Source organism: Lactobacillus crispatus, assembly GCF_018987235.1.
Taxonomy (GTDB): domain Bacteria; phylum Bacillota; class Bacilli; order Lactobacillales; family Lactobacillaceae; genus Lactobacillus; species Lactobacillus crispatus.
Genome location: NZ_CP072197.1, coordinates 1,794,280 through 1,812,708 on the forward strand (window position 1 = coordinate 1,794,280; position 18,429 = coordinate 1,812,708).

15 protein-coding genes and 1 tRNA gene are annotated in these 18,429 nt (G+C 38.5%); 1 reads left to right on the top strand and 15 read right to left on the bottom strand.

The annotated features are described in order from the left end of the window. Positions 1–7: 7 nt before the first annotated feature. The 12 genes from pcrA to J6L97_RS08760 all read right to left on the bottom strand — a co-directional run bounded on the left by pcrA (position 8) and on the right by J6L97_RS08760 (position 14,194). Positions 8–2,239: a DNA helicase PcrA gene (pcrA, locus tag J6L97_RS08705; RefSeq protein WP_083554554.1), complete on the bottom strand. Its 2,232-nt coding sequence runs from the start codon at positions 2,237–2,239 to the stop codon at positions 8–10. 85 nt (positions 2,240–2,324) lie between these two features. Further along, positions 2,325–2,972, bottom strand: a complete 648-nt coding sequence (locus tag J6L97_RS08710) for a glycoside hydrolase family 73 protein (RefSeq protein ID WP_057726163.1) — start codon at positions 2,970–2,972, stop codon at positions 2,325–2,327. A gap of 85 nt (positions 2,973–3,057) precedes the next feature. Continuing rightward, positions 3,058–3,142, bottom strand: a tRNA-Leu gene (locus J6L97_RS08715). 76 nt (positions 3,143–3,218) lie between these two features. After that, the gene (locus J6L97_RS08720) at positions 3,219–3,677 is read right to left on the bottom strand and encodes a SprT family protein (protein ID WP_057726162.1); all 459 of its coding nucleotides are present in this window, start codon (positions 3,675–3,677) and stop codon (positions 3,219–3,221) included. A gap of 59 nt (positions 3,678–3,736) precedes the next feature. Next, positions 3,737–4,435, bottom strand: a complete 699-nt coding sequence (locus tag J6L97_RS08725; RefSeq protein WP_057726159.1) for a glycosyltransferase family 32 protein — start codon at positions 4,433–4,435, stop codon at positions 3,737–3,739. A 2-nt stretch (positions 4,436–4,437) separates the two neighbouring features. Continuing rightward, positions 4,438–5,868, bottom strand: a complete 1,431-nt coding sequence (locus J6L97_RS08730) for an oligosaccharide flippase family protein (RefSeq protein ID WP_057726157.1) — start codon at positions 5,866–5,868, stop codon at positions 4,438–4,440. A 1-nt stretch (position 5,869) separates the two neighbouring features. Then, positions 5,870–7,024 (bottom strand): CDP-glycerol glycerophosphotransferase family protein, encoded by a 1,155-nt coding sequence (locus J6L97_RS08735; protein ID WP_057726156.1) that lies wholly within the window; start codon positions 7,022–7,024, stop codon positions 5,870–5,872. An 89-nt stretch (positions 7,025–7,113) separates the two neighbouring features. Then, a complete protein-coding gene (locus tag J6L97_RS08740; protein ID WP_057726154.1) occupies positions 7,114–9,783 on the bottom strand; it encodes a calcium-translocating P-type ATPase, SERCA-type in 2,670 nt (889 codons plus the stop codon). 185 nt (positions 9,784–9,968) lie between these two features. After that, entirely contained in the window at positions 9,969–10,799 is an 831-nt protein-coding gene (gene nadE, locus J6L97_RS08745) for an ammonia-dependent NAD(+) synthetase (RefSeq protein WP_005727201.1), read from the bottom strand. After that, entirely contained in the window at positions 10,796–12,274 is a 1,479-nt protein-coding gene (locus J6L97_RS08750) for a nicotinate phosphoribosyltransferase (protein ID WP_057726153.1), read from the bottom strand. Before J6L97_RS08750 ends, nadE begins: the two co-directional genes overlap by 4 nt. 86 nt (positions 12,275–12,360) lie before the next feature. Next, complete coding sequence (locus J6L97_RS08755; protein ID WP_054832643.1) at positions 12,361–13,452, bottom strand: glycosyltransferase family 4 protein; 1,092 nt, start codon at positions 13,450–13,452, stop codon at positions 12,361–12,363. Between the two features lie 10 nt (positions 13,453–13,462). After that, the gene (locus J6L97_RS08760; RefSeq protein ID WP_023488291.1) at positions 13,463–14,194 is read right to left on the bottom strand and encodes a WecB/TagA/CpsF family glycosyltransferase; all 732 of its coding nucleotides are present in this window, start codon (positions 14,192–14,194) and stop codon (positions 13,463–13,465) included. A gap of 126 nt (positions 14,195–14,320) precedes the next feature. Here J6L97_RS08760 and tagD point away from each other — a divergent pair, with 126 nt between their 5' ends. Further along, a complete protein-coding gene (gene tagD / locus J6L97_RS08765) occupies positions 14,321–14,707 on the top strand; it encodes a glycerol-3-phosphate cytidylyltransferase (RefSeq protein WP_005720918.1) in 387 nt (128 codons plus the stop codon). A gap of 47 nt (positions 14,708–14,754) precedes the next feature. Here the strand turns inward: tagD and J6L97_RS08770 are convergent, their stop codons facing one another. The 3 genes from J6L97_RS08770 to J6L97_RS08780 form a co-directional block, all read right to left on the bottom strand. Then, positions 14,755–15,456 carry a GntR family transcriptional regulator gene (locus J6L97_RS08770; RefSeq protein ID WP_005720917.1) on the bottom strand — a complete coding sequence of 234 codons (702 nt, stop codon included), beginning with the start codon at positions 15,454–15,456 and terminating at the stop codon, positions 14,755–14,757. Positions 15,457–15,543: 87 nt separating this feature from the next. Further along, positions 15,544–16,659 carry a hypothetical protein gene (locus tag J6L97_RS08775; protein WP_023488289.1) on the bottom strand — a complete coding sequence of 372 codons (1,116 nt, stop codon included), beginning with the start codon at positions 16,657–16,659 and terminating at the stop codon, positions 15,544–15,546. 110 nt (positions 16,660–16,769) lie between these two features. Further along, on the bottom strand, positions 16,770–18,353 hold the full coding sequence (locus tag J6L97_RS08780) for a peptide ABC transporter substrate-binding protein (protein WP_054832641.1): 1,584 nt from the start codon (positions 18,351–18,353) through the stop codon (positions 16,770–16,772). Between the last annotated feature and the right edge of the window lie 76 nt (positions 18,354–18,429).

Sequence of the window (18,429 nt, forward strand, 5' to 3'; positions counted from 1 at the left end):
TCTTTAATTATACCTTCTTAATTGGCGCAAAGGCAGCCAAAAGCCGTTTGATTCCTTTACCAGGGAAAGCAATATCCAGCTCCATATCTTCACCAGTGCCATTAACTTTAGTTACAACACCATGTCCCCAAGCTTTATGCTCGACTTGGTCGCCTACATTCCAGCCCTTCTTTTCAGCACCGACAGCGCCTGAAGCTTTCTTAGCAGTATAAACTTCGGCTTTGCGAGCAAATGGTGCCGTCTGTTTCTCAAAGCTAGATTGGATAAAGCTGCTTTGTAATTTTTCATTTTCTTCTTTGTGCAGATCCTGTTCATCAATTTCGTCCAAGAATCTTGAAGGCGGATTATTTTGCATTCTGCCATACATCATCCGTGAGTAAGCATTAGTTAAAAACAGTTCTTGCTTAGCCCGAGTAATTCCCACGTAAGCTAGGCGCCGCTCTTCTTCTAATTCATTGTCATCCATCATTGCACGTTGCAACGGGAAAAGCCCATCTTCCATGCCAATTAAGAAAACCACTGGGAATTCTAGTCCCTTAGCTGCATGTAAAGTCATTAAAGCTACTTGATTGTCATCTTCATCAAGATCATCTTGATCGCTAAGTAGAGATACTTCAGCCAAGAAGTCGCTTAATGGATTAGACTCATCTTCTTCGGGCTCATAATGATCATCAAAACGCTTAGTAACTGACAAGAATTCATCCAAGTTTTCTAAACGCGTTTCTGATTCAATTGTATTTTCAGCTCGCAAGGCATCGGTATAATCAAAATCAGTTAAGATTTTTTCAGTTAAACCAGTTACTGTACCATTTTGAGCATAAGTAATTGCATCACGTAATTTAGTACCAAAATCGCTTAATTTCTTGGCTGCTCTAGTATTAATTGAACTTTCAGCCACATGTCCCATCGCATCTAAAATGTTGTAGTGATTTTCATCCGCAAATGTTATCAACTTATCCACAGTAGCGGCACCGATTCCCCGCTTTGGAGTATTAATAATTCGGTTCATACTCATCGTATCAGCTGGATTAGCAACTAACTTCAAGTAAGCCATCACATCTTTAATTTCTTTGCGGTCATAGAATTTATGTCCACCAACGATTTGATAAGGAATATTGCTTTTAACGAAAGCTTCTTCGACTGTTCTAGACTGAGCATTAGTCCGATAAAGAATTGCGAAATCTTTATAAGCCCGTTTTTTATCTTTAACTTCTTCTTGGATCTTTGAAATGATGTAGTGAGCTTCATCATCACCGCTTTGGGCTTGATAGTAGGTTACCTTTTGCCCATCACCTTGATCAGTCCACAAGTTCTTAGCCTTCCGGTTCTGGTTATTTTTGATGACCGAGTTAGCTGCGGATAAAATGTGACCAGTAGACCGGTAATTTTGTTCTAGCTTCACAGTCTTAACATCATATTTCTTGTAATCCTGCTCAAAATTCATGATGTTTTCCATATTAGCACCGCGCCAGCCATAGATTGACTGATCGGCATCCCCAACTACACAAATATTCTTGTATTGTGCAGCCAAAGCATGACAGAGTTCATATTGAGCCTGGTTAGTATCCTGATATTCGTCAACTAAAAGATAACGGAACTTGTTTTGATAATAGTGCAAAACTTCGCTATCTTTTTTAAACAAAACTAGGGTCTGCATAATCAAATCATCAAAGTCCATAATTTGATCACGGCGCAATCTACGTTGATATTCTTCATACACCTTAGCCGCCATCTTCTCAAATGGTGACGATGCACTCTGCATAAAAGCTTCAGGATCCAGCAAGTCATTCTTGCCATTAGAAATTGCGGCTAAAATACCGCGTGGATCATACATCTTAGGATTGATATTCAAGTCTTTTTCAATATGCTTAACCAAAGTTAATTGCTCGGCCGAATCAGCAATTGAAAAATTATGACCATAACCAATCTTATCTGCATCCCGACGCAAGATCCGCACACATAAAGCGTGGAAAGTCGACATCCAAATGTCGTTAGCTGCTGGCCCCAGCAACTTTTGCTCACGCTCACGCATTTCACTAGCCGCCTTATTGGTGAAGGTAATGGCTAAAATATTCCAAGGTGCAACATGATTTTCTTCAACTAAGTAGGCAATTCGTCTCGTTAAAACAGAAGTCTTACCTGAACCCGCACCAGCAACGACTAATAAAGGTCCTTCAGTGGTTTCTACCGCTTCTTTTTGTTGCGGATTCAGACCAGCTAAGATAGATTTTTCGCTCATTATTTTCCCCTTCACTAAAAATTATTTCATTAATGCAACTTGAATATTATACCAAAAAAGCAGCGACTAATTCGCTGCTTTAGATTTACTTATCATATTTTTCAAGATCAAACTGTTCAATCAAATTAATCAGCTTATCGGCATAGTCCGGATCAGTCGCATAGCCGTCGGTAACCAAAGCTTTAGCTTGTGTCTTATAATCTTTGGATGCTAGAACATGCTTATACTGATCGTGGTTCCACGTTGTCCCATTCTGGAATAATCTAGCGTGAGCCCGAATAGAAGCCTCATATGAGTCATATATTTGGAAACGCGCCTTCACGGTAACCCACTTATTCTTTACATATTCCTTAGTTGTCATCACTGCCGAAGTGTTCGGGTTGGATCCTTTAACACCAAAAAGATTGTTGTATTTTTGCGACAAATCACTTTGTCCATAATTACTTTCTAGGCAGGCTTGAGCAATCGTGATGCTTGGCAATAAGTCATACGACTTGTCCACTTCGCGCGCAATCGGACCAATTTTTTTGATAAAGTCTTTTTTCTGTTTTAATAGTTTTGCTGCTTCCTGTTCTTTTTGCAGCTGTGCTTGTCGAATCTGCTCTGATTGAATCGCGTAACGCCTATAATATCTAAAGCCGACAAAAGTAACCATCAGAATAAATAGAATTACGAATACACGCACAACGGTTTTGACACTTTTTGGTACTCTTGATTTACGTTTTCTTGCCATAGTTTTATTCCCTTTAATTACTAATTAAAGTATAACCGATTTGTGAGTAAAAAAAAGAAGTCGCTCACTGCGACTTCTCAATCAGTGCGGGCGAGAAGACTCGAACTTCCACGATCTAAAGCGATCACAAGATCCTTAGTCTTGCGCGTCTGCCATTCCGCCACGCCCGCGGCACATCAACTATAATAGCCTAAATACAGTTGAGATGCAAGAAAAAATATAAATTATTTTAAATTTCTGATCATTTTACGCAAAAGTTTGCGCTAAACGCAGGTGTCCCCTACATTTACCACAACGATACTTTTGTGTATTAATCCTGCGCATTCTTGGATATCTCAACCCACAGTTTTTACAAAGATATAGGTAACGATATTTTTTCTTTTTACGTAAGCCAATATCAGGTGCATAACGACTGCCTCCAACTTTTTTCAGCAAGATTTTAAAATTGCGATCACGGTGTCGGTAACCCAAGCCCAATAAATGCAAATGATAGTGGGTTAATTCATGCTTAATGATTCCTACTAGATAATCATGATATTGTGGTACTAAAAAATGCGCGTTGATTTCAAGATGGTGATCATCCAAATGATAACGCCCACCTGTTGTGGTCATTCGCCGATTAATTTTTACACGGTGCTTAAAAGGGCGATCAAAATATTTTAACGAAATTTCTTCAACTAAATTTTGTAATTCATTCTCATTCATGGATAAAATTTTATTCCAAAAATAAAAATCAGCAAGAATTTAATCTCGCTGATTTTTTGCTACCTAAATATCTTGGCATACATCCCCGCCTGCTTAGGCGTACTAATGTGTCGTTTCAAGAAAGTTACTAAGTCATGTTTGAATGACTTTTTACCATCCATCCAGGTTCCAGTGAATAAGTGAATCGATTTGGAGTCCTTAGAAGGATTACACAGAACTCCATCTGAATAGACATGAATGCCATCTTTTAACACTTGCTCCTGATTACCTAGCTTTAAGCCATACTTATTTACCAGCATTTCAGTAACGGAAATACTATTTACTCCCGCCATCTGATTCTTAGTGTCATATTCAAAATCACGATCTTGATAATAATCCAAAATATCCTGCATAAATGGGTGGCCTTTTTCTGCACCAAAAATTGCAGCTGACAGATAATCATGGTTTTCAAAACCAATAAAGGCAGAATCATTCAAAAGACTATCTAACTTATCCACGACTCTAACATCAGTATCTAAATATATCCCACCTTGTTCATAAATAGCCCGTGCTCGAACATAGTCTGACACGAAGGCCCATTTTTTTGCAGCATAAGCTTGTTCAATATAACGGTTCTCATGCATATCAAAATTATCTTCATTCCACTCAATAATTTGATAATCAGGCAATTTTTTCTTCCAGGTTGCAATACATTCTTCAATTATCGGGGATTTAGGATTGTGTCCTACCCAAACATAATGAATTTTTTTAGGAATCATTTTTAACCTCGCTTCAAAAAGTTCTTAATTAGCTTCACAATATCAGCATTAAAATCAAGCTTGAACAAGAACATCAATGTCAGATAAATAATTAACATGACAATTGACTTAAAAGCCATATTGAAAAAGGCAGACGGAATTATATTAGGCATAAACATTCCAATAGCCAAGGTTAGCACCGCAATTAACAAATACTTGGGCACGTCATGGAAAACATAACTAAATTCATAGCCATCACGTACAACCCAGAGCCGCAAAATTAAAACTACTGCTTCAGTAATTAATATTGCAATCATAGCCCCAACTGCGCCATATGGCCTATCTAAGAGATAACTCAAGACAATTTCTAAAATTGCCCCAATAACTACTGGCACAGCATAATCCTTGTCTCGCTGGTTAGCCAAAGCAAATTGGTTAGCAAATACCCCGCCAGTCGGAATCATGATAATTGTTAAGGTAAACCAAAACATTAATGGAGTCATCGGAACATATTTATTCCCAAAGAAAAATGGTACAAACTGTTTGGTATTTGCCATAATAATTACGGCGAACAAGGTACCCAGCATTACAGTAGCTTCCAGTGATTTTTTCATCACTATCTTTTGTGCCTTTTTTCCTTCGCTCGCCATCTTGGGCATAATAACTAGCGAAATACTGGTAATTACACCCAGGATCATATTTGAAATTCGTTGTGAATTGTCATAAAAAGAAACCTGAGTCGAATTAGAAAACCAACCCAAAATTGGTTTATCCAGCGAAGTATAAATTTGAGTCGCAATCTGTGGAATCATCAAAGTACCAATTGCAATTGCCGTCTGTTTAAATTTGTAAAAATGAGCAACTGGTTTTCCTACATAGCGCCGAATATCAAACCAAAAGACAAAGGAACCTAGCATTGTCGACACTGACATGATCAATAAATATTTCCACAAGTCAGCGGGTGATTTTACCCATAATAAAATTAGAACCACACTAACTAACTTTACCGCCGTGTTTTTCAAAACAACACGACCAAAGTCAGCTAGTCCTTGAAAGAACCATGAAATATCAACCTGTGCTGAGATCAAGTATGGCACCATCAACAAGATATAAAACCAATATTGAACGTGAAATACAGTCGCTACAAAAACCGTGACTAAAATGGTGATAATACCGGCGATTCCTTGGAAATACCATAACCCCCAGAAAGCATTGGTTAGCTCCTGCGGTGTACCATAAGTGCGCGTCCGTGAAATTGTTCGCATCCCTACATACGACACAGACAGAATACAAAAAATCATCAAGAATTGCACCGTATTGTTCACACTGCTATAAATCCCATAAGTCTTAGGACCTAAGACACGCGATAAATACGGTACAGTAATCAGTGGCACCAATACAATAAAAATCTGATAAACCGCATTATATAAGATGTTTAAAAATGTTTTACGCATTTTAACCTCGATATTCCTGCGTCATGTACTTAAAGACGTTCTCACAATATGAATCACCATGCACCTGGTTAGTCAAATGTAGCCAGTAAAGACGGCGATTAGCAATCTGCTGGTTATCAAGTTGATCCAGATTGCGAATTAGTTCATCCTCTGAATTAACACAGATTCCGGGAGTAATCTCAGCATATGGTCCCATTAGTAATCCGCGCGTTTTTTCATATTGCTCTAAAAAGTTAGTCACAAACACAATCGGTTTGTTCAAGTGCAAGTAATCAAAGTAGATTGACGAAAAGTCTGTCATCAAGAAATCAGTATCACCGAGCAATTCGTACAAATCATAATTATGGTCAAACAAGTAATCATTGTTCATGAAAGAAATGTTAGAATAACTGCTCTTGAAATTGGCAAATAAACGCATTTCATAGGGATGCAATTTTACAATCAGATATTGATGCCGCTTCTTTAATTCTGTATTTAATTTTTCAACATCAAAATCCCGAAAGGCAAAAAAGTTTCTCTCTTTGATTTTCTCCATAATGGATTTATCTTCCAATTCATAACGAAAAGTTGGCATATAGATCCCGATCTGTGCCTGATCGTCCTCAGTTTTAAATAAGTCAGCCAACAATTGTTTCTTCGAAATTACCGGCTTAGCCAATAAATCCAAACGCGGAAAGCCCAGCTTGCGGTATTTTTTTGTCTCAATTGCCATACAAGCACTCATTAGTGATTCATATAGATCAGAGCTAGAAGCAACAATATCCGCATTCTTGTGCCACAATTTTTCGTTACGGCGATTGTCGCGTCGCTTAGTATTATTAGCCATAATTCCCATGCGCTTGAGTGGAACGCCATGCCACAACTGGACATTAATTTGATGCTTGCGCACCTTAAATGGTTGGTGCGTTGTAATTACATATCGCGCTGCTCCGATTTTCTGCCAGGTTTTCCACTTCAAGTGTGACGATGGCCACGGCTCAACTAATGTAACGTTATATTCAGGATGATTCAATTGCAGCCACTTGTAAAAAGCATAGCCGTTAGATCCAGACCTACCTGAACCATTCAGGATAACCACATTATTGTTTTCCATCGTGGTAAATCTAGCCAAAAAACTCATCCAAGCCAAATAAAGACGGAATAAAAAGCTTTTCATTAAAATACTTCCTTAAAATAGTCTAATACCTAAAGCATATAAAAAAAGCTTGAGCAAACTCAAGCTTTTTTCTTTATTTTTGTTAAACTTTATTCTTTACCCATTTTTCTCTGGCAGAATTTAACAATTTCAACAATCAAAACCATCAAAATTCCGGCAATTAAAATGACTAACCACTGTGGTCCATCAAGTTCAGTCACATCAAAGAACTTAGTCATAAATGGCAATTCTACCGCTGCCATAATTACAGCAGCAATGATAATTGCACCATTGAACCACTTGTTAGAAAAAGTATGCGGTCTAAAAATCGACTGATGTACATACTTGGAATTAATTGCATGGAACAGCTGAATCAAGCCCAAAGTCAAGAAGGCCATTGTCAATGCATCCCCATGTTGCAACGATGGATCACCCACATGTGGACCGACATGCAAACCAATTTGGTATGCACCTAAAACTAAAATTCCTTCCAAAATTCCTTGGTAAATAATTGAACTGGCAACACCACCGCTAAAGAAGTTAGACTTCTTACCACGCGGCTTGCGCTTCATAATTCCAGCTTCCACTGGTTCAACACCTAAAGCAATAGCTGGCAAAGTATCCGTTACCAAGTTGATCCACAAGAGCTGCACAGGAGCTAAGATATCCCAACCTAGCATTGTCATCATGAAAACTGTTAATACTTCACCCACGTTACAACTCATTAAATATAGAATGGCCTTTTGGATATTACTGAAGACCTTGCGTCCTTGCTTTACTGCTTCAACGATCGTGGCAAAGTTATCATCAGCCAAAACCATATCGCTGGCTCCTTTAGAAACTTCGGTCCCAGTAATTCCCATGCCAATTCCGATATCAGCTTGCTTCAAACTTGGAGCATCGTTTACCCCATCACCAGTCATTGCAACAATCTTGTCATTAGCCTGCCAAGCCTTGACAATTCTAACCTTGTGCTCTGGTGAAACACGAGCATAAACGCTGTAGTCACCAACATGCTGTTTGAAATATTCATCATCTAGTTTATCAAGTTCAGCCCCAGTTAAAACGCGGCTATCCTGACCTTTTTCAATAATACCTAGGCGTTCCGCAATTGCTTGAGCAGTTGTTTGGTGATCACCAGTAATCATTACTGTTCTAATACCAGCACTCTTTGCTTCAGCCACGGCCGCTTTAGCTTCACCACGTTCTGGATCAATCATTCCGACTAACCCAGCAAAAATTAAATCTTGTTCAACATTATCAGTTGTTGGATCGGTGTACAATTGGTCGACTTTCTTATAAGCAAGCCCTAAGACACGTAAAGCTTGTTGTGCCATCTGCTTGTTTTGCGCTAAAATATTTTGCTTCTGCTTATCTGTGATCGGCTCTACTTGACCACCATTTTCAATCCTAGTTACTCGCTGTAACAACATATCTGGTGCGCCTTTGACCGCTACAAAGTATTGCTCGCCATCTTTATTAACAGTACTCATCAATTTCCGTTCTGAATCAAAAGGCACTTCTTGAATTCGTTTGTATTTTTCAAGCAAGTCAGTTACATCAATGTTTTGATCAAAAGCAAATTGAATCAGGGCGGTCTCTGTTGGGTCACCCAATAAGTCTCCGCCATTTTCAATCTTAGTATCATTAGCCAAAGTCATTGCCAATAAAGCTGGGTTATTTTCGCTAATACTTTCACTATTATCATGTAATTTTTTATCATAGAAGACCTTTTCAACTGTCATCCGGTTCTGGGTCAACGTACCAGTCTTATCAGAACAAATAATGTCTGTAGCACCCAATGTCTCAACAGCAGGCAATTTACGGACAATCGCCTTATGTTTGGCCATCGTTTGCGTACCTAGTGCCAAAATAATCGTTACAATTGCTGGCAAGCCTTCCGGAATTGCAGCTACAGCCAAGGAAACGGCAACCAAGAACATGTTAATCATTAAAGTAGAGTTACGCTCTGCTGGATCAGCCTTGAGCACTCCTACGATAAAGACAATCACGCAGATTGCCAAAATCATGATGGTTAGGGTCTTTCCCAGTTGATTCAAGTTTCGCTTTAACGGTGTATCAGTTTCATCAGCATTGTTCAACATTGTAGCGATTTTACCAACTTCGGTGTGCATTCCCGTACTAGTTACGATTCCTTCAGCACGACCATAGGTCACATTAGTATTGGAATAAGCCATATTTACGCGGTCAGCTAAAGCAATGTCTTCACCTTCTAAAGTTTCTGCATGCTTTTCAACTGGAACTGATTCACCGGTTAACGCTGATTCCTCAATCTTCAAGCTGTGGGCTTGATTCAAGCGTAAGTCAGCAGGAACCACATCCCCAGCTTCTAGTAAAACTACATCTCCAGGAACCAATTCTGTGCTTGGAATAGTAACGATTGTATCATCACGGCGCACATGCGCATCCGGCGTAGCCATTTCCTTCAAAGCATCAATCGCAGCTTCGGAACGTGCTTCTTGAAAGACGCCTAAAATTGCGTTCAAAATGACCACAATCATAATAATTGCGGCATCAGTCCACTCATGAGCTAATACCCCAGACAAAATCGCGGCAATGATCAAAACAATAATCATAAAGTCTTTGAACTGATCAATAAAACGCATGAACATGCTTTGCTTTTTCTTGGAAGCAAGTGCATTAGGTCCATACTTTTCTAACCTAACTTTAGCATCGCTAGCACTTAACCCATCTTTGACAGACGTGTTCAGGTCTTTTTCAGTGTCGGGAATTGACTCGACATAGTATTTCTTAGCCATTTTTCCTCTCCTCAAAATAAAAAGAGACTTACATGCTTGTAGCACATAAGTCTCACAAATTAAGATAAATCCAGAAGTATCTTACTTCGGCTGTTGGATTCATCGCAAGCAATTGCTGTTACTCCCTTATGACAAGCTAATTATAAGCAAAATTTTAGCTATCTACAAGTTTTAGCGAATTGCTTTTACTTTTTATAAAAGTCATCAAAGACAGTAACCGGCAAATGACGCTTGTGTTTACTCTTATTCCATAATTTTTCAATTTGATCAGCTGCCTTATCTGATACTTCCTTACCCTCAAGGTAATCATCAATCTCTTGGTAAGTTACACCGAGGGCAACTTCATCTGGCAAATCTGGCTTTTCTTCTTCAAGGTCTGCGGTTGGAGCCTTTTCATATAAATGCTTAGGACAACCTAATTCCTTAAGCAAAGCCTTGCCTTGACGCTTGTCCAAACGGAACAATGGCGTCAAATCAGCGGCACCATCACCAAACTTAGTGTAAAAGCCACTAAAGTTTTCTGCAGCATGGTCGGTACCAACAACGGCACCCTTATTAGCACCAGCGATGGCATATTGAACTACCATTCTTTGCCGCGCCTTAATATTGCCTTTGTTAAAGTCAGTAATCTTTTGACCAGTTGCTTCTACAACCTTCACCATAGCATCAACTGGTTCCTTAATATTAACAATTAAATCCTGATCTGGCTTTTGAAAAGCGACTGCATCTGCGGCATCTTGGGCATCTGCTTGAACGCCATAAGGCAAACGAACAGCGATAAATTGATAAGAATCATCGCCAGTTTCCTCACGCATTTCTTCAATTGCCATTTGACACAATTTACCAGTCAAAGTGGAATCTTGACCACCAGAAATACCTAAGACGTATGACTTAAGAAATGGATTAGCCTTTAAATAATCTTTCAAAAAATCAATTGAACGTCTAATTTCTTTTTTAGGGTCAATTTCTGGTAAAACATGTTCATAAGCGATAATTTCTTTTTGTAATTCTCTCATCGACCAATGCTTCTTTCTCTAATTTTACGCCGAATGTCTTGAATCAAATCCATCTTGGATTCGTATAAGTTTTGTGATAAATCCACTGGATATTCCTGCGGATTCAGGCTACGCTTATATTCATCCCATAAACCATCAAGGTTGTCAGCACAGAATTTTTTAATTTCATCAAGACTAGGTTGATCATAAACTAATTTTCCATCTTTAAAAATATCATGTAAAAGTGGAATAGCAGTGTAATCAGTTACCACCTTATTAATATAGTTATATTGTGGGTGGAACATGAAGAGCGCGTCAAATTTGCGTGGATCTTCATTATACCGAGATACCCAGTCACCTTCATTTTTCTTAGCAGTGTTTGCGCTAATCCGCCATACTTGTTTTTTACCTGGGGTGGAAACTTTGATGGCATTTGAAGAAATCTTCAATGTATCCCGCATGGCGCCTAATTCATCTTCCATGGCAACCAACTTGTAAACAACACCAAGGGCTGGTTGATCATAAGCAGTGATATACTTGGTCCCAATGCCCCAGACATCAATTTTAGCGCCTTGCATCTTTAAGTTAGTAATGGTGTTTTCATCAAGGTCATTTGAAGCAAAAATCTTGGCATCTGGATAGCCAGCATCGTCTAACTCCTTACGAACTTGCTTAGAAATGTAAGCCATATCCCCAGAGTCAATTCGTACGCCCAAGAAGTTAATCTTGTCGCCCATTTCATTAGCCACCTTGATAGCATTAGGCACACCACTACGGACAGTATCGTAAGTGTCAACCAAGAAAACACAATTATTATGTGTTTCCGCATATGCCTTAAATGCGTCATATTCACTGCCAAATGCTTCAACTAAAGCATGAGCATGAGTCCCTGAAATAGGAATACCAAACAATTTACCAGCACGAACATTACTAGTTGAATCAAAGCCGCCAATATAAGCAGCTCGAGCACCCCAAATGGCCGCATCGGTTTCTTGCGCACGACGAGAGCCAAACTCCATTAGACCATCATCTTTAACAGCTAACTTGATTCTAGCAGCTTTAGTTGCCAATAAAGTTTGGAAGTTAATAATATTTAAAATAGCAGTTTCAACTAACTGACACTGGGCAAGTGGACCTTCAACTTGCAAAATTGGTTCGTTAGCAAAAACCAGCTCGCCTTCCTTCATTGAACGAATAGTGAGCTTTAATTTTAGATTGCGTAAATAATCAATAAAGTCATCATCGTAACCTTCATTTTCTTTCAAATATTGCAGGTCACTTTCGGTAAACTTTAAATTCTTTAAATAGTTAATGATGTGTTCCAAACCAGCATAAACAGCATAACCGTTGCCGAATGGTTCCCTGCGGTAAAAACTTTCAAAAACGGCATTGCGATCAGCAATCCCTTTCTTGAAATAGGTATACATCATATTAATTTCGTATAAATCAGTGTGTAAAGCCAACGAATCGTCTTTGGCTAATTCTGGATAAAACATTGCTTCTCTTTCTGTCATTAAAAATTAACAATTTCGTTTTTCATTATACAGCCATTACAGTCCATTGGCTATTCTCAAAACTATTTTTACCTCAAAGTCAGATACACTTTTTCAATTGAGTCCAGTTGATTTTTAATAGAAAAATGCTCTTCCGCATACCGCTTTTCTGTATTAGCCATCTGGCGTAACTCTTCATGGGTTTTATTAACGGCCAGATTAATCTCTTTAGCAATTGAATCAATGTCTCCCGTTTTAGCAATGAAACCATATTCGGGTCCTGGAATCATTTTATGAATATCACCTACATCTGTGGACAAAATAGGGATTAAATTGTCTGTTGCCTCTAAAAGCACAAGTGGAAAACTCTCTGAATATGAAGTTAAGACGGCTAGATCAATTCGCTTATATAATCCGCTCAATTGGTGTTGAGTCATAAAACCGTGAAAAGTTACTTGTGGTGCCATGTCCAATTGCCGCGTCAAGGCCTTCAATGCTTCAAGCTGACTACCATCACCCGCGATATGCAGACGAATATGCTGATCATCTAATTTTTTCACAGCTTTTAAGAGCAATTCTTGTCCTTTAACCTTTTCCGTACGAGCAACGTTAATAATATTAAAATAGGTATGTTCATATTTAGCTGGAATTTCACTATCACTGTGGAAAAAGATGCCATTATAGATGACATGTACCTTGTTTTTATTCACATGTGCGCGATTAATTAGTAGCTTGGCAAAACGCTGAGTTACTACGAAAATACAATCAGCTTTTCTCAACGCACGTAAATTAAGTTTAGTAAAAATATTGCCAATGATTCCCCTACCTTCAAAGTCTAGATAAGGATCTGAATGTACAGTAATACACCAAGTTGCACGAATTCGCTTGTGAATCAAAGATAAAAATAAGTTGGCACGCGCACCATGAGTATGCACAATATCATAGTGCCCCTCATTGATAAACTTAGTCAGTCTACCTAAACTGCCTAAGTCATAACGACTATTAGCTCCTAGCACATGTGTAGTAATCCCAGCCGCTCTTGCTGCTTGTGCTACTGGTCCTTCTGCCAGCGTTAATAATTCAAAATCTTTGCCTTCATTTTTGGTTTCAGTTAACAAATTAACAATATGTGATAAACCGCCGCCATTTTCTAAACCAGCATTTACATGCAAAACCTTCATCTTAGTAAAATTATTTTCCCTTCTTTTTTGACTGTTTAACTCGCACAACAAACTGTGGCAAAACTAACATCCGCTTAAATCTGCTAGGATTAGTAATCAAGCGATAAAACCACTCTAAATGCGTCTTTTGAAAAGCTTCTGGTGCTCTTTTAACGATACCTGAAAAGACATCAAAACTGCCACCCACACCCATCATCAAAGCTGGTGTTTCGTTCTTACGTAAGATTGATAGTAGTTTTTCTTGCTTAGGAAAACCTAATGCTGCAAAAACCATATCGGGTTGTGCCTTCTGAATGCGCCGTGCCACTAGTTCCAAATCTTCAGTAAAGTAGCCGTCTTCTGCACCAACTAGATTAATATTTGAGTATTCCTTAGCAATTTTGCTTTGTACTGCATGAATTACTTGTGGCTTAGCTCCAATTAAGTAAACTCGGCTACCACGATCGTTAGCAACATCCATCAGCCAAGTAAACAAATCATATCCAGTCACCCGCTCAGGTAACGGCTGCTTAAGCATTTTAGCTGCTTTTACAATGCCAATCCCGTCAGCAGTAATATAATCGGGATCATTTTTTAGAATTTTCATAAATTCAGGATTCTCGTTTGCCGCCATCACAATCTCCGGATTAGCGGTCACAACAAAGGTCGACAGGTGATTATTTAGTCGATTAATAAATTCATTTTGGAATTGGTTAAAAGTTTTATTATCAAAATCAACACCTAAAATATTAACTTTGCTCATTTTCACACCTCATGCGTTTTCTTATCTAGTTTCTATTCTACCATTCCGACACGCAAGTACGAGAAACATGTTCAAGTTTTATATTTTATTCAAACATGATAAGATTGTTTTAATAAAGGAGAAAAAATGAAAAGAGTTATTACCTATGGCACCTTTGACCTACTTCACTACGGTCACGTGCGACTGCTTAAAAGAGCTAAAGAATTGGGCGACTATTTAATAGTAGGTTTATCTACCGATGAATTTAACGAATTCAAAAAACACAAGGAAGCCTACAATACCTACCCTGAACGTAAATACATTTTGGAAGCTATCCGTTATGTCGACCAAGTCATCCCCGAAAAGGATTGGGATCAAAAAATCACCGATGTACAAAAATACCATATCGACACTTTTGTCATGGGCGATGATTGGAAAGGAAAATTCGACTTCCTTAAGCCTTATTGTGATGTGGTTTACCTGCCAAGAACGCCAGGAATTTCCACTACTAAAATTAAAGAAGATCTTAAATAAAAAAATACTCCAATTCCATTCAATTTGAATGAGATTGGAGTTTTTGTTTACTTAGAAAAAGTGAATTCAAATCGTTCTGCAACGTAACGTGCGCGGGTGTATTCGAATGGTTGCCCATCTGCTAGTTCAGTTACCTGTCGTCTAGTAATTAACGGTTCACCTTTTTTAGCTTTAAGAAGACGCGCATCTTGCTCGTTGGCAATTGATGCAGAAATATGTTCCGTCACTCGTCCAATGGCAAAACCACCGCGCTTTTCTAAGGTTTTATATAAGTGCGTTGAAACATCTTCTTTAGAAAAATTCTTTACTAAGTAGTATGGCACCGTTACGACTTCATAACAAATTGGTGTCTTATCAGCGTAGCGAATCCGCTCCATCCGCAAAACGTTCTCATTATCTTTTAGCGCAAGACGCTCTTTTTCAGATAAAGATGGATTGCCAATCTGATAAGAAATTAACTTACTTGAAGGAACTTGACCATTAGCCTTAGTAATCTCAGTAAAGGACATAATTCCTGACATTTTTTCTTGAACCTTCTGACTAGCTACATAGGTTCCGCTACCCAAGCGCCGTTCTAAAATTCCTTCATCTTCTAATGTTTTAATCGCTTGGCGTAAAGTCATTCTCGAAACGCCAAACTTAACTGCCAATTGACGTTCTGCTGGAATACGATCCCCTACTTGATAAACGTGATTCTCAATATCACGCTTAATCTGATTGTGAATCTTGATATACATCGGTTCTTCCATAGTCGCCACCCCCAAAGTTTAGTACTGCTATTATTATAATCTAAATTGGTCTAGCTTGCATTAATAACACTGCTTCAATTTTACAGACTATTTTTTCTTAGCGGTCCACTTTACTCCAAGAATATAAACATTTGGACGCTTGTTATATTCCACTTCAACTTGTTCATTATCATTAGCAACTACACTGGCACTAAATTTTGCTTCATCTTTAACAGCTAAGTTAGCCTGATTAGGATTCAGCACAATATTGTGGCCCTTCATATTAGCTTCACCGCTCAAAGCTAAAAAGTACTCATAGTTCATATTCCCAGTGAAGGTAACACGTGTAGCATCACATTTCGCCTGATCTTGAAAATCTGCATGAGCTAAAATTACGGCATTATTCATTGTAACTTTTGCTTCATCAACTACTATCATTCGATTGATGGTTGAATTTTGAATGATTGTCCGTGTCTTTTTATCAATATAAACCCCACCCAAAAAAGTAGAATTCATAATATTGCTCCAGCAGTCGTCACTTAAATAAAGGCAGGAATCGCTAGCAGACTTAACTTTTGAATTAAGCATATTCATCCAAGTTTGCCCATGCAGTAATACATAATCTACTTCCGAATTATTAAGATCCAACTCCGCATTCGTTTTGGCAAAAGTATTAATACTGCCGTGAATCTTTGAATTATTTACAATTGCTGTTCCTTCGCCTTCAATTGCCAAAGCACAATATTTGTCCGAGAAATAATCAATTTCTGAATCATTCATTTCCAAACGGAAATTGGCATGGTCATACATGGAAACTGAACCGTTAACAATTTTGGTTGAATAAAGTTCCAACGTGATCTTACCATTAACCGCGATAGCTGCTGTATCAGTTCCCGTGCCCTTAATAAAGCAATTACGCAAAGTTAAATAGCCATCAACGCCTACTGGTACAGATAGGCTATTATGTTCGGTAGTTGTATCAATGCATAAATTTTCTAAAGTTACATAACGACTATCTTCTGAAACACTAATATAGCCATAAATAGTCGTGTCTTCTGGCAAAGAGCCTGTTCCCTTAATTGTGATATCTGTTAGTGTGATGCCCTGCGGCAAATAATAATATCCGGGGCCCAGCATCAACACATCATCGGCACGCAAATCCTTTAAAGCCTCGTGCCAACTGACTGAACTGCTAGATCCCCCTACTCTAATTATCCTAGCCATCCATTATCCTTTCATCTCGTAAAAACCGATTACTATTGTACTAATTTTCTTCAATTTATGTTGTATTTTTGCTCATCAAAAAAGCTAGGTTCGATTCCTAGCTTCTTATACTATTTCATTTTAACATTCCAGTAATAAGCCACATTACCATAAGGAGAAAGTTGGAAACCTTTCACTCTCTTATTCAATAAGTATGACGTACCTTGTTGGAATAGTGGTGCCGCAAAGGCATCCTTTTGAATTAATTGTTTTTCAGCGTTAACTAAGGCATTCAATCTCTTCTGCGGATCAGTGGCATAAGTTGAACGAGCCAAGTCAATTTGCTTCCAGAAATTGGCGTTGTGATAATCTGGCGCTAAATTAAACAAACCACCAACTGTCAAGAAATCAATTGGATCTTCATAACTTGGCTGCCAAGTTCCGTAAACAAAGTCGTAATTGTGATTAGTTGTGTTAGATAGCCGTGACTTCAAAGGAATTGACCGTACCCGTAGAGTTAGACCAGGTAAATTTTTCATCAAATTGCTTTGAATAAATTCACCCACGCGCTTAGCATCGTCAATATCTGAAGTAAGCAATTCTAAGGTTAGCTTATTCTTACCCAATTGCTTCAAACCAAGTTGCCATTCCTTTTTAGCTTCCTTGGCATTATAGGTAACCAAGTCGCCAGCATCCTTGCGGTAATCGTTGCCAGTTGCCTGATCGGTAATAAAGTTTGCGGCAACAATTCCATTTGACACCTTGCCTTGATGCAAAACGGTCTTGACTAACTGTTGCTTATTAATTGCCCGGCTAATGGCCCGACGAATATGAACATTGCCTGTACTCTTACGCTTCAAGTTGAAGGAAAGATAGCCATTAGTTGGCGTAACTTTGGTATGATAGCTAGAATTATTTTGATACTGCTTAACAAAATCAGAAGTCAATGTCGTGTAATCAAGTTCACCACTTCTGAACAAGTTAACCCCAGTTGAAGGAGTTTGAACCACTTGTACGTTAACTTTATTCAAATCAACAATTTTCTTGTTCCAGTAAGTTGGATTTTTCTTGTAAGTCCACTTCAAATTTGAACCTGTCCAACCAGATACGGTAAATGGACCATTGTAAACTAGATTCTTACTGCTAGTCCCATACTTAGAGCCTAACTTTTTAACCAATTTAGAATTCTGAGGATAGAATTGTGCACCCTCTAAGATTTGTGGCAAATATGGAATTGGATTAGCTAATGTAACTTGCACCTTATACTTGCCGAGTGCTTTGATTCCCAATGAATTTACCGGTGCTTTACCTTGAGAAATTGCCTCACCGTTTTTGATAATGGCATAAGAATCGGCATCTAAAGATGAATTTTTCGGGTCAACGGTTCTGCGCCAAGCCGTTACATAATCCTGCGCAGTAACTGGATCACCGTTAGACCACTTAGCATTATTGCGTAAGGTAAAAGTATAGATCTTCTGGTCTTTAGAACGTTCAACTTTTGTCGCACCAGCTAATTCTGGCTGATTTTTCTTATTAAAACGGTAAAGACCTTCCATGGAATTCTGCAAAACTTCTGAACTAGTCGTATCTCCATACTTGCTCGAATCTAAAGTTGAAACTTCATTTGTGACAGAGGTATTCATTGTCTTAGTCGGTGCAGCATTGCTGCCATTGTTAGAGCAAGCTGCCAGCACCAATGCGGCAGCTGCTGTCATCACTCCTGAAAAAATCCATTTTTTACGTCTCAATCTTCTCACCCTTTACTTACTTTTTGTTTAATACTTACATTTT